The sequence below is a fragment of the Catellatospora sp. NPDC049133 genome, assembly GCF_040648455.1.
Classification (GTDB): domain Bacteria; phylum Actinomycetota; class Actinomycetes; order Mycobacteriales; family Micromonosporaceae; genus Catellatospora; species Catellatospora aurea.
The window spans coordinates 126,384-140,617 of the sequence record NZ_JBEZDT010000004.1 but is presented as its reverse complement, the minus strand read 5'-3'; the positions used below and the strand labels follow the sequence as shown (position 1 = coordinate 140,617).

Below are 14,234 nucleotides of genomic sequence, written 5' to 3'. Positions count from 1 at the left end.
TGCGAACGCGGCGTTCGCAGACCCCTGGCGGCCAGTGCGGAGAAAGGGCTTGCGCGCTAACTCTACCTAGGTAGATATTAGAGGCATGGCACGCGTACGACATCCCTCCCCGCAGACCGCGGCAGTGCTCGTCGCCCTCGCCGAAAACGGTGAGGACTGGAGCCACGGCTACGACCTGTGCCGCACCCTCGGCCTGAAGGCGGGCACGGTGTACCCGATCCTCATCCGCCTCGCCGAACGCGGACACGTGGAGACCTCCTGGGAGACCGACCCGCCGCGCGGGCGGCCGGCCCGGCACCTCTACCGGCTCACCACCGCGGGCGCCGAACTCGCCCGCGCTGTCGCAGCGGCGGCCCGCGCCGCCGAGGCCGCACCCGCCCCGGGCCCGGCCGCGCTCGCGCCCAGGACCGCCTGACCCTCGACCGCTCGATCCCCGACCCGCCCCTGCCGTTCGGAGGCCCGCGATGTTCGACTTTCTCCTCACCCTGGTGGTGCTCGCACCGGCACCGCTGCTCGCGATCGTGGTGCTCGCCGTCCGGCTGCGCGATGCCGTACGCCATGGCGGTGTGGGCACGCTCGCCTCTCGCGTCCGCGCCGGGTGGCGCGACGGGACCAGGCGTCCGGTGTGGCCGCTGCTGATCGGTGTCGCCGCCGGCACCGCGGCGCTCACCTTCGGCCTGCAACGCCTGTATCTCGCCACGGTCGACAAAGGACCTGGCTGGGGTGTCGACATAGCGCTGCTCGCCATGGTGCTCGGGCTGCTCGCGGCGGTCGCCTGCGCGGGGCTCGCCGCCCTGGCCGCGGCCACCGTGGCCCGGGCCCGCGGATTCGGGGCCGGAACGGTCGCGGGGTTGCTCACACTCGTCGCGGTCGCCGTCGGCACCGCTGCCGCACACCTGCCGTTGAACGCCGCCTACCAGGCCGAACCTGGCAGCTTCCCCGTCGTGGCCAACCTGGGCGCGGGCGATCTGCTGCTGCCGTTCGCGGTGTTCCTCGTCGTGCTGATCTGGGCCCTGCCCTGGCCGGTCCTCGGCGCGGCTCGCGGCGCGCGCACCGAGACCACGCAACGCTTGCCGGCCCGGGACGTGTGGCAGCTCCTGCTCGACCTGGCCACCGCGGACCTGCCCGAGAACCGGTCCGCCTGGGGCGCCGCGCTGCGCGCCGAACTCGCGGCCATCGACCCACCCGCCGAGCGGCGCAGATTCGCCCTGGGCGGGATGTGGGCCGCGCTGCGGTCCGGGCGGCCGAGGGCCGCGTGGGCGTCGGCGGCCGGGGTCGCGGTGCTCGTCGCGGCCGGTTCGTTCGCGGCCTCGCGCTGGTCACTGGCCCACAGCAGGGGCGGCATCCTCGACTTCTGGATCGTCGGCCCGAGTGTGCTGCTGCTGGCCGTCGCGCTCGTCACGGCTTGGCGCAACCGTTCCTTCGGCGCGGGACTGCGCGCCGCGGCGCTGTCCGGGCTCGCCGCCCTGGTGGCGATCATCGCCGTCGGCGTCCCGGAGGCGCTGGTCTGGGCGCAGCGGCAGGCCGGCTACCTGAGCACGGGCGACGCGGTGCCGCCGACATGGCAGTCGGCGGTCCTCGACGTGGTGCGCCCCGACTTCATCATCATCATGATCGTCTTCTGGGCGATCGGCGCAGCCGGTGGCGCGGCCATGGGCACGGCACTGAGGCGCGACCCTGCCGGAGTTACCGACGGGTCATGAGCTTCCACGCCTACGGGTTGGCGTGCGGTTCGACGGCGAACTTGTCGCCGGGGCGGGTGCTGTGCCGCAGCACCTCCTCGGTGACCGCCTGGCGCGGGGTGCCAGTCCTGGCGTACAGCCCCGCGGTCAGCAGGACCGTTCCCACGAGGAACGATGCGACACAGGTGGACACGCCGAAGTTGAGCATGTTGACCGAGGTCTCCAGCAGGGTGAGGCACGCCAGGCCGCTGAGCAGGCAGATCGCGCCTGTTCCGAGGTAGGCGGCCGTGGCCGCGGTCCCGATGACCGTTCCGATCAGCGCGACTACACCCAGGGCGACGGACAGCCAGGCCAGCGCGGGGTTCGTACGCAGACCGAGCACGATCGTGTCGCCGTCGTGGAAGAAGGGCTGCCCCGCGGTGGCGACCACGCCGATCAGGCCGAACCCCAGCAGGCAGACAGCGGACAAGCCGGCCAGTGCCCGCCAGAGCGGGCGCCTCCGGTGATTGGTGGGCAGGTGCATACGACCCAGATGCCCCGCACGTCGGCGGGGAAACCCGGACACGCCGAAGCCGACGTCTTGTGTGCAGCCCGGTGACCGGCGCGTCCGTCATGCGCCGCGCAGCGTCGCACGCGTCGCGGGCAGACATGTCGCGGGATCGACGCCGTCGGCAAGGATCGCGAGAACGGCCGCGCCGGTCGACGCATGCGAACAGGCCCGGGTCCGTTTCGGATCCCGGGCCTGTCTGGTCGTGCTCATCATGCCGTGTGGTCGCGCGCCTGGCGGCGCTTGCGGCCGTGGCGGTGCACCCTGTTGGCCACCCGCTCCTTCGCGGCCTCGTCGATGAGCTCTCGGTGATGCAACTTCGCGAGATCGAAGTACATCTCGGGCGATCCGAACATCGCAGACTCCTCAGTCCTTGACCCACTGTCTTGCTGACGAGATGAATACTCCTCCCGCCAGACCCCCGCTCCATCCGTAACGACGGCGTATCCCGCCTGGCCGCGACCTACCTAGAGCCATGCCTAGGCCGGTCTAGGTATGCCTACCGACCGTGACCGCCACCACCACGGCGGTGATAGGACATCCCTTTGAGGCGCATTTGTAAGGCTGCCCGGGATGGCTGTCCGGGTCACACTGGGGTCGTGGACAGGCGTGAAGTCGAGCAGTTCGAGCGGGACGGGTACGTCGCCGGTGACGTCTTCTGTGCCATCCGTTCATCGTGCACCCGGCGACGTGGCCGCATCGCGGCACGACGCCGCGCTCGATGGCCCAGCCGGCTGTCTACGTGGCGGACGGCTCCGACCCGTCGCCGGTCGCCAGGGCGATCGTCGCCGGCCTGAATACCCGCGCATGAGCCGCGGCCGCCCCCGAGCGCGGCCTGCTCGGTGACCGAAACCGTTGCGGCGCACCGTGGGTGTGCGACGGTCCCAGATCTACGGACGTGTGGGCGACCTCGAAGTGACCATACGGATGGTATCTAACCCGATCACACTGTGTGAGCTTTACAGGGTCGCATACAGCCGTGTGGGGGATCGATGCCGCCGATGCTTCGCTGGTCCTTGACGTTGGTGGCCGGTGCCTCCACGTTCGGCATCACCTGGTGGATCGCGGACGGTCCGGCGGGTATGGAGAGCGACAACGCCCTCACCCTCGCCGCCTTCGTCGCCGGCACCGTGCTGCTGCCGCTGATCGCCTGGGCCGGCCGCCCCTACACGCCGCACCGCGACCGCGGCAAACCGCCCTCCCAGCGGATCGTCGGCGCGGTTCCCCACGAAGCCGTCGCCTTTCGTGGCCGGGCAGCGATCCTGCAGGAACTCACCCAGGTCTTCGCCGGCCGGGAGAACCGGCTGTGCGCCCTCACCGGAGGGCCGGGCGTCGGTAAGACGCAAGCCGCGGCGGCATTCGCGCGCACCTGCATCGAGGCTGGGTACCCCGTCGTCGTCTGGGCCGGCGCCCAGGACCGGCAGGGCATCATCACCCGGCTGGCCGAACTCGCCGACGACTGCGGCGTGCGCCGGCCGGACACTGACTCCGCCACCGCCGCCGCAGACGCGCTCCGCTGGCTCAGCACCCAACCCGGGCCCTGTCTGATCGTCTACGACAACGCCACCGATCCAGACCTCGTCGCGCAATGGACACCCACGGTGGGGCAGGTACGCGTCCTGGTCACCACCACGCGCGGCTCGTTCGGGAATCTGGGGCTGACCGTCGCGGTGGACGTGTTCACCGAGCCGGAGGCCGTGGACTACCTCCTGACCCGGACCGGCCTGGCCGACGTGCAGGGCGCACGGCAGATCGCCGACGAGTTGGGCTGCCTCCCGGTTGCGTTGGCGCAAGCCGCGTCGACGATCGGCCGCGGCCGGGCGCACCCGACCTTCGCGCTGTACGCGGCGCAACTTCGCCGGGTAGACATCGCCGGGCAGCTGCAGCACGTGCCCGGCGACCACTATCCACGCAGCACGGTGCACGCGTTCGCGCTGGCACTGGAAGACATCAAACGCGAGGACTCGACCGGCCTGGCCATGTGGCTGCTGTCGCTGCTGTCCGTCCTGTCGCCCGCGGGAGTGGCCGTCGAGATGCTCACCGCCGCGGCCGATCGCGGCGTCGTGGCGCCCGTCGTGCCTGCCAGCGAAACGGTGGACGCACAGCGGGTGCGGACCGCGCTGGCCCTGCTGGGCGAGCGGTCGCTGCTGACGTTCAGCCAGGACGGATCACAGGTCATCGTGCATCGACTGCTGCAGCGGGTGGTCCGCGAGGTGGCGCTGACCAACGGGACGGTCGACGGTGTCATCGCGCAGGTGGTGACCATCCTCGACGGGTTGAAGATCCCCCGCGCCTCGGCCTGGACCATGCGAAACGAAGGCAAGCAGCTGGTCGCCCAGATCGAGGTGCTGTGGGCGGTGCTCGCCGGCATCATCGGCAAGCAGGAGCTGGTCTCGCCCGGCACCGTCGCCCGCGTGGTCGGGCTGCGTGTCTGGGCCGTCGACCACCTGTGGTACGCCCACGAGCCGGGGCGGTCGATGGAACTGGGCACCCTGCTCGCTGCGGACGCGGAGCGGATACTCAGCAACGACCACCCCGAGACCATCAACGCCCGGAACTTCCTCGCCGTGGCCCACGCCCAGGCTAAAAGGTACGACGAAGCCGTCGCCCTCGGCGAACAGAACGTGACCGACTACCTGCGGGTGCTCGGCGAAGACCACCCCGACACCCTCGACGCCCAGAACAATCTCGCGATGGCCTACCTCAACGTCGACCGGGCCGCCGACGCGTTGCGGATGCAGGAGCAGATACTCGCGAACTATCGGCGGGTCAAGGGAGACGACGACCCGGACACGCTGACCGGTCGCAACAACCTGGCGGTCGCCTACTGGCACAACGGACGGTTCATCGAGTCGATCGCCCTCTTCTGGCACAACGTCCGCGAGTGCCACCGCATCTTCGGAGCGGAGCACCCGACGACCGTGGAGTTCACGGCGGCCTTGGCCCTGCACCTCGACATCGCGGGGTTCCTTGCCGACGCGATCGTCCTCTACGAGGAGAACGCGACAGCCTCCGCCGCGTGCCTGGGCGAGAACCACGACGATGCCGTCACGGCCCGTGCCGACCTTGTCGAGGCGAAGGCCAAGGCCAAGAAGCTGAGCAAGCGGGTCAAGGCGATGCGGCGGCGATGGAAGGAGAACCTGGCGACCTTCGGGCCCGACCGGTTCGTGACCCTGCGCGCGCAGACCGAGCTGGCGATCGCCTACCTCAACAGTGGAGCGCCCGACAAGGGCGTCGAGCTGGCCGAAGACGGGTTCGTTCGCAGACGGCACCTATACGGCGATGACGATCCGGACACGCTCCTGGCATGGCATCTGCTCGGCAGCGCTTACCGGCAGGCCGGCCGCCGCGCCGAAGCGGCGGCGACCTATGAGCGATGCGTGGCCTCCCACCGGCAGGAGTTCGGCGACGCCCATCCGCTGACGATGCTGGCCGCGGACCAGGTCCAGGTCTTGGCGGCCAGCTGACTGCCGTTCCGGCCGGATCAGGGGCGGAAGCTGGCGCGGTACTCCGTGGGGGTGCGGCCGGTCAGGTCCAGGAAGGCGGCGTTGAACGCCGACAGCGAGGTGTAGCCGACCGTGTGCGCGATCCGGGTCACCGGGGCGTCGCCCGCGGCGAGTTCCTCGATCGCGCGCAGCACGCGCATCCGGCGCAGCACCGCTCGCCAGGTCAGCCCGGTCTCCTCGGCGAAGCGCCGGGCCAGCGAGCGCGGCGCGAGGCCGACCTCGGCCGCGACGTCGGCGAAGCTGACCTCCCCGCCGAGCTGCCGCTCGGTGGCGGCCAGGGCCCTGCGCAGTTCCGGCGACCGTCCCGCCGGGACGACGACCGGGCTCGGCTGCTCGGCGAGCCGCCAGGTCACGGCGGCGAGCGCGCTGAACAGCGTCCGGGCGTACGCGGGAAGGGGCTCGTCGCTCTCGCCGTAGGCGCCGCATTCGTCGACCAGTGCGCGGGCCAGCGGGTTGAGGTCGAACACGGTCAGCGGCGCGGGCGGGGCGGCGGTGAATCCGGGGTCGAACAGCACCGAGGCGGTGGTGACCGGCTGCGGGATGCTGACCTGGATCGGCCGGCCCGCCTCGATCAGGGCGGCCCGCGCCGGGGGCAGCAGCCATGCCTGGCCCTGCGCCTCCAGCCGGAGCACCCCGGCGGAGGCGCAGAGCAGGTAGTGGCGGTCGACGCGCAGTTCGCGGACCGGCTCCGCGGGGAAGGTGCGGACGAAGCTGTACGCCTCACGGGTCATCGGCGGCCTCGCACGGACCCATGGTAGTCAGCGGACCGTCTCCAGCAGGTCGGCACGGAAGCGGCGGCTCACGGGCGGCGCGATCATCATCGGGCGCAGCACCTCGCCGGAGCGGGCGAAGGAGTCCGACGCCTGGTATCCGGCGAACGACTGCTCGTCGGCCCACTCGTGCACGATGGCGATCGCGGACTCGTCCGCGCGGGAGGCGTAGACCCGGAAGGCGATGTTGCCGGGCATGGCGCGTACGCGGTCGCTTTCGGCGTCGAGCTGGGCCAGGGCCGAGGTCCGGTCGGCGGGGGCGGTGCGGAAGTCGACGATCGCGATGAACATGGAGGTCCTCCGGAAGGTGCGGTGGCGGCGGCTGCCGCGGCTGGATTCGATCCTCGCCGCCTCACGGCCGTCCGGCTCGCGTCGGCAGGACACGTTCACGCTCGCATCGGACACGTCACCGACCGGTGGACACGAACAGGCCCGGGTCCGTTTCCGGATCCCGGGCCTGTCTGGTCGTGCTCATCGTGCCGTGTGGTCGCGCGCCTGGCGGCGCTTGCGGCCGTGGCGGTGCACCCCGTTGGCCACCCGCTCCTTCGCGGCCTCGTCGATGAGCTCTCGGTGATGCAACTTCGCGAGATCGAAGTACATCTCGGGCGATCCGAACATCGCAGACTCCTCAGTCCTTGACTCTGTGTCTTGCTGACGAGGTAAATACTCCTCCGGCCCGACCTCCGCTCCATCCGTAGCGACGGCGTATCTTGCCTGCCCACGACCTACCTAGTGCCATGCCTAGGTGGGTCTAGGTATGCCTACCGACCGTGACCGCCATCACCGCCGGTAGGTCGTTAAGTCCGTTTCGGAGTGATCCCTTGTTGTCGGACGGCGCAGTTAGGGTCGGGGCCGTCCTAGGCGAGGAGGCGCGTGGTGCGGGTCGAGGTGCGAAGCAGGGTTCCCGGCGGGGACCGCCTGCCCGATGTGCTGGTCGAGCTGGCGCAGGAGCAGACCACGGTGCGCGAGCTGATCCGCGCCGCCGTCGCCGAGCAGGTGCGCGCCTGGCAGGCGGACGGCTCCCGGTGCCGCGCCCTGCTGGATCGGCAGTACCTCACCGACGACGACATCCGCGCCCAGGCCGCGACGGGCATGATCCGGCTGCCCGACCGGGAGCCCGTCACGCCCGACGTCGAAGCCGAGGTGGATCGGGCCTGGCGGGCGTTCGAGCGCGGCACGTTCGCCCTGTTCATCGGAGGGCGGCAGCACGACCTGCTCGACGAGCGGATCGTGCTGCGCCTCGGCGAGCCGGTCGTGTTCGTACGGCTGACGGCGCTGGTCGGAGGCTGACGTGGACCACCCGATCCCCGACATCTACCTGGCGGCGTTCGCGCAGGAGCGGGACGCGCTGTGGCAGCGGGTCGAGCAGGTGCGTGCCGCCGTCAAGGACGTTGACCTGGCGCTGCTGCGCGAGCTGGGGCCGATCGTCCGGGAGCAGCGGCGCCGTGGCGACGACCGCGTCGGCGGCCACCTGGAGGACCGCATCCCCGACATCGATCAGGCGTTCAGCGACGCGTACGACGAGGCGTTCCCGCTCGCGACGGGCGCGGACGTGCTCGCGGTGCTGGACACGCCGTGGCCGACCGCGACCCGTGACGCGGCGCTGCGCGCCCTGCTGACGTCACCGGCCTGGGGCACACCGCCGCTGGACGAGGTGGCTGATCACGTCATCGCATCAGGTGACGTGGGCGCGATGCGGGTGCTGGTGCTGACGCCGCTGGGGCGGGTTTCCCGGCCCGCCGTGACCCGGCTGCTCGACGCCCTGCACGCGCGCGACGCCCTGGACGCGGCGCTGGTCGAGCACGCGTTCACCGTGGACCGCTGGCTGGGCAACACCATCGTGGGCCGGGACCCGTCGGGTGGCGCGCCGCCACCGCCCGCCGCTTGCGCGGACGCCGTGCGGTCGTACGTGGACGCGATGCTGTGGCGGATGACCTCGGCCGGGATGCCGGACGACGAGCTGCCGCAGGTTGTCGTGCCGCGCGGGCTGCGGTTCGTGCTGCGGGCGCTGGACTGGGCGGGGGAGGAGAAGACCAGGCGGCGGCTGGGCGCGGCCGAGCTGACCGAGGCCGAACTGGCGGAGCTGGTCGCGCATCTGCGGCAGTGCCCGCTGGAGGTGCGGCTGCGCGCCTTCCACCTGCGCCGGGACGCCGGCGACGCGGAAGGGCTGCTGCAGGTGCTCGGGCTCGAACCGGCGACCGCGCTGATGCGGGTGGTGGACCGGATCGAGGCGGGCGGGGTGGTCCGGTATGACCGCGAGCTGATCCTGGTGGCGGCCGAGGCGGCCGGACCCGACCTGACCGAGCGGCTGCTGGCGCAGACGCCGTGCGAGCTGGTCAGCGCGGTCCTGGGGCGCAACCGCGCGGCGGTGCTCAAACGCGTGAAGAACAACGCCCTGGCGGGCATCGCCGCGTACGGCATGCTGCCGCTCGCCGAGGGCGAGACGGTGCTCGACCGGTACACGGCGCTGCGGGAGGTCGCCAAGCGCGGGCCGAAGCTCGGCCCGAACCGCCGGCACAGCCACGCCGCCGCGGTCGAGGTGGCGTTGGAGCACCTGGCCCAGGTCGCGGGCCTGCCCGACGCGAGCCGGCTGGAGACCGAGTGCGAGATCCGCCTCGCCGACGCCACCCCACCGCCGTGGACGGTCGGCGACTACACGGTCGCGGTCGTCATGGACGGCCCCGACCCGGTCATCACCGTGACCAGCGGCGAGAAGGTCTTGAAGAGCGTGCCCGCGGCGGTACGCGCCGACGCCCGCCACGCGGCCAGCCGCGAACACCAGGAACTGCTGCGCGACCAGGCCCGGCGGCTGCGTACCGGCGTGATCGAACGGCTCGTCGCGACCGGCACACCGGTTGGCCCGCAGGAGCTGGCCGGGCTGCTGAGACTGCCCGCGGGCGCGGCGATGCTGCCCGCCCTGCTGTGGCGCGACCGCGCCGGCCAGGTCGGCCTGCTCGCCGACGTCGACACGTCCAGCCCGGTCACCGCCGCGCACCCGTTCGACCTGTACGCGTCCGGCCGGCTCGGGCACTGGCAGGCCGAGATCGTGCGCCGCCGCTTGCGCCAGCCCGTCAAGCAGGCATTCCGTGAGCTGTACGTGCTCACGCCCGCCGAACGCGAAGCTGTCGACGTGTCGCGGCGTTTCACCGGCCACACCGTGACCGGCCGGGTCGCCGGGCAGCTGCTGTCGGGCCGCGGCTGGCACACCCACGGCGACTACGCCGCGTACCAGGCCACCCGGCCGGCGGGAGACCTGACGGCGGCCCTGCGCTGCGACTTCCACGGATACTTCGGCATGGGCGACGTGGAGATCGGCGACCTGCGGTTCCTGTCCGGACGCGACATCGTGCCCCTGGCCGATGTGCCTCCGGCCGTCTTCTCCGAGGTCATGCGCGACCTCGACCTGGTCGTGTCGGTAGCCGGCACCGACCCGGCGCGGCTGGACTCGCCCGCTCGCGCCCAGAGCCGGGCCGAGGTGCTGGCCGCGCTCATCGACGACCTGGGCCTGCGCCAGGTCGCCGTCGAGGGCACGGCCGCGGTGGTCCACGGCTCGCGGGCCGTCTACCGGGTGCACCTGACCAGCGGCAGCATCCATGTCGAGCCGGGCGGCTACCTGTGCGTGGTGCCGGACGGGTTCGGCCGCAAGCCGCACCGGCGGCTGTTCCTGCCGTTCGCCGACGACGATCCGAGGACGAGCGTCGTGCTCAGCAAGGTGCTGCTGCTCGCCGAGGACGAGAAGATCACCGACCCGTCGATCCTGGCGCAGCTGGCGTTGCTCACGGCACGCGGCTGAGGGGCGGGCGTCGGCACGGTGGCGCGGCGGTGAAGCCGGGTTGTCCACCTGGTGACATGTCGCCTTTGCGCAGCACGGGCACTAGTGACCTTGGACACGTCGCCGCAGCAGAATCCGATCACCTTCGCCGTGGACAGCGGCGATGATCGTGAGGAGCTCGACACGATGTGGTCACCCCTGGGCCGCGCCACCGCCGCCGGCGGTATGGCGGCCGTACTCACCTTCACCGTGGTCGGCACGGCGCAGCAGACCGCTGCCGCCGCGCCGACCGCGCCCGGCCGGACCGCGGCGACCCCGACGGCCGGCCAGACGGTCACGCTGATCACCGGTGACGTCGTCACCGTGAGCGACGCCGGCGCGGGCCGGCACACCGCCGCGGTGCGCCCCGCCCCCGGGCGTGAACGCATCACGTTCCACACCCTGGAGGTCGACGGCGGCCTGCGGGTGCTGCCGTCCGATGTGGTGCCGTACGTGTCGTCCGGGGCCGTCGACGCGGACCTGTTCGACGTCGAAGAGCTGCTCGCGGCAGGGTACGGCGACGCGACCGCGACCGGCCTGCCGCTGATCGTGCGCTACGCCGACGGCGGCGCGAACGCCAGGCGCACGGCCGGGGTCACCGGCGTTCGCGAGCTGCCGAGCATCGGCGCTGCGGCGCTGACCGCGAGCCGCGACAACCTCGCCGGCTTCTGGCGGGCCACCGCGCCCGCTGCCCCGGCCGCGGCGGACACGGCGGCCGCGGCGTCCTCGGCGGGCAGCGCGCGGTCCGGCGCCGCGCAGGGCGGCCGCCTCGGCGGCGGCATCGAGCGGATCTGGCTCGACGGCCGTGTGGAGGCCGCCCTGGACCGCAGTGTCGCGCAGATCGGCGCGCCCGACGCCTGGGCCGCCGGGTTCGACGGCAAGGGCGTCGACGTGGCGATCCTGGACACCGGCGTCGACGCGAACCACCCCGACCTGGCCGGACGCATCGGGCAGGCCCGCAACTTCACCGACAGCCCCGACGCCGTCGACCGGCACGGGCACGGCACGCACGTCGCCGCGACCGTCGGCGGCACCGGCGCGGCCTCGGGCGGCACCCGCAAGGGCGTCGCACCCGGCGCGAACCTGCTGGTGGGCAAGGTGCTCAACGACGGCGGCTCCGGCTACGAGTCCTGGATCGTCGCGGGCATGGAGTGGGCCGTCGAGCAGGGCGCCGAGGTCGTCAGCATGAGCCTGGGCGGCTCGGCCACCGACGGCCAGGACCCGATGAGCCTGGCCGTGGACCGGCTGACCGCCGCCAGCGGAACCCTGTTCGTCATCGCGGCGGGCAACGACGGCTCCGACTACGCCGTCGGCTCGCCCGGCGCGGCCGCGTCCGCGCTGACCGTCGGGGCCGTGGACCGGGACGAGAACCTGGCCGACTTCTCCAGCCGCGGCCCCCGCCTCGGCGACGAGGGCCTCAAGCCCGAGATCACCGCACCGGGCGTCGGCATCGTCGCGGCCCGTGCCGCCGGGACGTCGATGGGCACCGTCGTCGACGCGAATTACACCACCGCGTCGGGCACCTCGATGGCCACCCCGCACGTGGCCGGCGCGGCCGCGCTGCTGGCCCAGGCGCACCCGGGCTGGAAGGCCGGGCAGCTCAAGAACGCCCTGGTCAGCACCGCTCGCGCCAACGCGTCGCTGACGGTGTACCAGCAGGGCGCGGGCCGGGTCGACCTGACCCGGGCGGTCGCGCAGACCGTCTACGGCACCGCCACCGCCGACTTCGGCCTGCTCGCCACCGCCCCGGCGGCGCAGGCGGCGACCCGTACGCTGACGTTCACCAACACCGGCAGTGCGCCCGTCACCCTCGACCTGACAGTGGACCTGCGCAACGTCGACCGGGCCGTCGCCGAGACCGACGCCCTGACCACCACCGGGCAGGTCACCGTGCCCGCCGGTGGCACGGCCGACGTCACCGCGACCCTCGACCCGGCCAAGCTAGACCGCGGCCGGCACAGCGGTGTCATCACGGCGACCGGCCCCGGTGGGATCGCCCTGCGCACCGCCGTCGGCCTCACCCTGGCCGGACCGCGGCACAAGGTCACCCTGCGGGCGCTCGACCCGGCCGGCAATCCCGGCTCCGCGCCGGTCGTCATGCTGCACGGCGAGGACAGCCGCTCCGACACCCTCACCTGGCTCGTCGGCAACGACGGCACCGTCGAGGTCGAGGAGGGCACCTACCTGCTGCAGGGCCTCATCGAGCACGGTGCGCCGCTCGACGAGCAGGTCACCCTGGTCACCGACCCGGAACTGAAGGTCACCGGGGACATGACCGTGCTGCTCGACGCGCGCAAGGGCACCCCGATCCGGATCGAGACGCCCAAGCCGTCCGAGCAGCAGGCGATCCTCAGCTACTACGTGCACCGGGTGCACGGCAACGGCCGCGCCATCAGCCACGGCGTCATGCATTTCAGCACCGTGCAGCAGGTCAACGTGACCCCGACGAAGCCGGTCACCGCGGGCTCGTACGAGTTCTCGTCCCGCTGGCAGCTGGTCGCGCCGATCGTGGCCGCCCAGATCGACGGGGTGAAGGGCCCGCTCGACATCAACCTGCTGCACCTGTCGCCCGGCTACGACGGGCCGAAGCGGCTCAAGCTGGTCCGTGCCGGCACCGGCACGGCACAGCAGCTCGCGGCCGCGCGCGTGCGCGACGCGGTCGCGCTCGTCGAGACGGCTGCCGACCGCACCGAGCAGGAGCAGATCGCGGCGGCGGCCGCGGCGGGCGCGGCGGCGATCATCATCGTCCGCCCCGCCGACTGGTCGGCGTGGACGGTGTGGGAGCCGCAGGGCGAGCGGGAGCCGATCCCGGCCATGGTCGTCGCGTACGACGACGGGCAGAAGCTGCTCGCCCGCACCGCCCGGTCCAATGCGACGATCGAGCTGGTCCTCACCCCGGTGAGCCCGTACCTGTACGACGTCTTCCACGTAGAGCGGGGCCGCGTCCCGCAGCGCATCGTGCACCGGGTGACCGCCGCGAACTCGATGCGCGTCGACACCTCGTACGCGCACAACGGCGGCGAGCCGTGGGCCCGTGAGCAGCGTTTCGGCTGGCGTCCGTGGCAGGACTACTCCTGGAACGACACCACCCGTTTCGTGGCCACGCCGTCCACCCGTGAGGAGTGGGTGTCGGCCGGCGACTCGGTGTGGCAGCACCGGGTGCACCAGGAGTACCCGTGGGGCGGTTGGGGTCCGCTGGCCGGTGGCATCACCGACCAGCCGCGCAGTTACCGGCCCGGCAAGACGCGGGAGACCTGGTTCGGGCCGGTGGTCCGGCCCGCCGCGGCGAGCGGCCTGCTCTCCACCCGGCTCGGCGACGTCCTGTCGCTGCGGGTGCCGGAGTTCGTCGACGCCGCCGGACACGCCGGGTTCCGTGAGGGCGACGAGGTCGCGGCCAAGCTGTGGCGCGACGGGACGCTGGTCGCGGAGATGCCGAGCGCCATGGCCGACGTCGAGGTGCCCGCGGGGGCGGCCGGTTACCGGCTGCAGCTGACCACCGCACGGACGACGCCGGAATGGAACCGGGCGACCCGTACCGACACGGTGTGGGACTTCCGGTCCGGGACGGCCGACAAGGCGCGGGCGCTGCCGCTGCTGCAGGTCGACTACCGGGTGCCCGCCGACCTCAACGGGTCGGTCGCCGGGCGGGCGCACACGGTCGGGATCGGACTGCGCCACCAGGCCGGTCTGCCCACGCCGCGGCACACCACGCTGGTCGTGGAGGTGTCGTTCGACGAGGGCAGGAGCTGGCGGACGGTGCGGGTGACGGGGCGCGGCGACGCGTACACCGCGCACCTCCCGGCCGGTTCGGGCAGCGTCTCGCTGCGTACCCGGGCCACCGACGGCGCGGGAAACACGGTCACCCAGACCGTCGTCCGGGCGTACGACCTGCGCTAGCGCGCCGTGAAGGGGCGCCCT

General features: G+C 72.5%; 11 protein-coding genes. 6 read left to right on the top strand and 5 right to left on the bottom strand.

Going from position 1 to position 14,234, the window contains the following annotated elements; genetic code table 11:
• The first annotated feature begins 85 nt into the window (after window positions 1-85).
• Together AB0B35_RS05775 and AB0B35_RS05770 are read left to right on the top strand one after the other, a co-directional pair.
• Window positions 86-415, top strand: a complete 330-nt coding sequence (locus AB0B35_RS05775; RefSeq protein WP_361041138.1) for a PadR family transcriptional regulator — start codon at window positions 86-88, stop codon at window positions 413-415.
• A 49-nt stretch (window positions 416-464) separates the two neighbouring features.
• Window positions 465-1,703, top strand: coding sequence for a hypothetical protein (locus tag AB0B35_RS05770; RefSeq protein ID WP_361041136.1), 1,239 nt, complete (start codon window positions 465-467; stop codon window positions 1,701-1,703).
• 10 nt (window positions 1,704-1,713) lie between these two features.
• Here AB0B35_RS05770 and AB0B35_RS05765 read toward each other — a convergent pair whose 3' ends face one another.
• Together AB0B35_RS05765 and AB0B35_RS05760 are read right to left on the bottom strand one after the other, a co-directional pair.
• Window positions 1,714-2,205 carry a DUF4383 domain-containing protein gene (locus AB0B35_RS05765; protein WP_361041134.1) on the bottom strand — a complete coding sequence of 164 codons (492 nt, stop codon included), beginning with the start codon at window positions 2,203-2,205 and terminating at the stop codon, window positions 1,714-1,716.
• Between the two features lie 236 nt (window positions 2,206-2,441).
• Complete coding sequence (locus AB0B35_RS05760; protein ID WP_361041132.1) at window positions 2,442-2,585, bottom strand: hypothetical protein; 144 nt, start codon at window positions 2,583-2,585, stop codon at window positions 2,442-2,444.
• A gap of 669 nt (window positions 2,586-3,254) precedes the next feature.
• On the opposite strand from AB0B35_RS05760, the gene AB0B35_RS05755 reads away from it, so the two are divergent.
• The gene (locus tag AB0B35_RS05755) at window positions 3,255-5,696 is read left to right on the top strand and encodes a tetratricopeptide repeat protein (RefSeq protein ID WP_361041564.1); all 2,442 of its coding nucleotides are present in this window, start codon (window positions 3,255-3,257) and stop codon (window positions 5,694-5,696) included.
• A gap of 17 nt (window positions 5,697-5,713) precedes the next feature.
• On the opposite strand, the gene AB0B35_RS05750 is transcribed toward AB0B35_RS05755, so the two are convergent.
• The 3 genes from AB0B35_RS05750 to AB0B35_RS05740 form a co-directional block, all read right to left on the bottom strand.
• Window positions 5,714-6,466 carry an AraC family transcriptional regulator gene (locus AB0B35_RS05750; RefSeq protein WP_361041129.1) on the bottom strand — a complete coding sequence of 251 codons (753 nt, stop codon included), beginning with the start codon at window positions 6,464-6,466 and terminating at the stop codon, window positions 5,714-5,716.
• A 27-nt stretch (window positions 6,467-6,493) separates the two neighbouring features.
• Window positions 6,494-6,796, bottom strand: coding sequence for an antibiotic biosynthesis monooxygenase (locus tag AB0B35_RS05745; protein ID WP_361041127.1), 303 nt, complete (start codon window positions 6,794-6,796; stop codon window positions 6,494-6,496).
• A gap of 180 nt (window positions 6,797-6,976) precedes the next feature.
• Entirely contained in the window at window positions 6,977-7,123 is a 147-nt protein-coding gene (locus tag AB0B35_RS05740) for a hypothetical protein (RefSeq protein ID WP_361041124.1), read from the bottom strand.
• Window positions 7,124-7,381: 258 nt separating this feature from the next.
• Between AB0B35_RS05740 and AB0B35_RS05735 the strand changes: the two genes are divergently transcribed.
• The 3 genes from AB0B35_RS05735 to AB0B35_RS05725 all read left to right on the top strand — a co-directional run bounded on the left by AB0B35_RS05735 (window position 7,382) and on the right by AB0B35_RS05725 (window position 14,213).
• Window positions 7,382-7,795: a hypothetical protein gene (locus tag AB0B35_RS05735; protein ID WP_361041122.1), complete on the top strand. Its 414-nt coding sequence runs from the start codon at window positions 7,382-7,384 to the stop codon at window positions 7,793-7,795.
• Window position 7,796: 1 nt separating this feature from the next.
• Window positions 7,797-10,298, top strand: a complete 2,502-nt coding sequence (locus tag AB0B35_RS05730) for a DUF4132 domain-containing protein (protein WP_361041119.1) — start codon at window positions 7,797-7,799, stop codon at window positions 10,296-10,298.
• An 84-nt stretch (window positions 10,299-10,382) separates the two neighbouring features.
• On the top strand, window positions 10,383-14,213 hold the full coding sequence (locus AB0B35_RS05725) for a S8 family serine peptidase (RefSeq protein WP_361041117.1): 3,831 nt from the start codon (window positions 10,383-10,385) through the stop codon (window positions 14,211-14,213).
• Window positions 14,214-14,234: the final 21 nt, after the last annotated feature.

What these genes read in the sequence shown, in the direction of transcription:
- AB0B35_RS05775 (WP_361041138.1), top strand. Translation starts at nt 86, where the DNA reads ATGGCACGCGTACGACATCCCTCCCCGCAGACCGCGGCAGTGCTCGTC.
- AB0B35_RS05770 (WP_361041136.1), top strand. Translation starts at nt 465, where the DNA reads ATGTTCGACTTTCTCCTCACCCTGGTGGTGCTCGCACCGGCACCGCTG.
- AB0B35_RS05765 (WP_361041134.1), bottom strand. Translation starts at nt 2,205, where the DNA reads ATGCACCTGCCCACCAATCACCGGAGGCGCCCGCTCTGGCGGGCACTG.
- AB0B35_RS05760 (WP_361041132.1), bottom strand. Translation starts at nt 2,585, where the DNA reads ATGTTCGGATCGCCCGAGATGTACTTCGATCTCGCGAAGTTGCATCAC.
- AB0B35_RS05750 (WP_361041129.1), bottom strand. Translation starts at nt 6,466, where the DNA reads ATGACCCGTGAGGCGTACAGCTTCGTCCGCACCTTCCCCGCGGAGCCG.
- AB0B35_RS05745 (WP_361041127.1), bottom strand. Translation starts at nt 6,796, where the DNA reads ATGTTCATCGCGATCGTCGACTTCCGCACCGCCCCCGCCGACCGGACC.
- AB0B35_RS05740 (WP_361041124.1), bottom strand. Translation starts at nt 7,123, where the DNA reads ATGTTCGGATCGCCCGAGATGTACTTCGATCTCGCGAAGTTGCATCAC.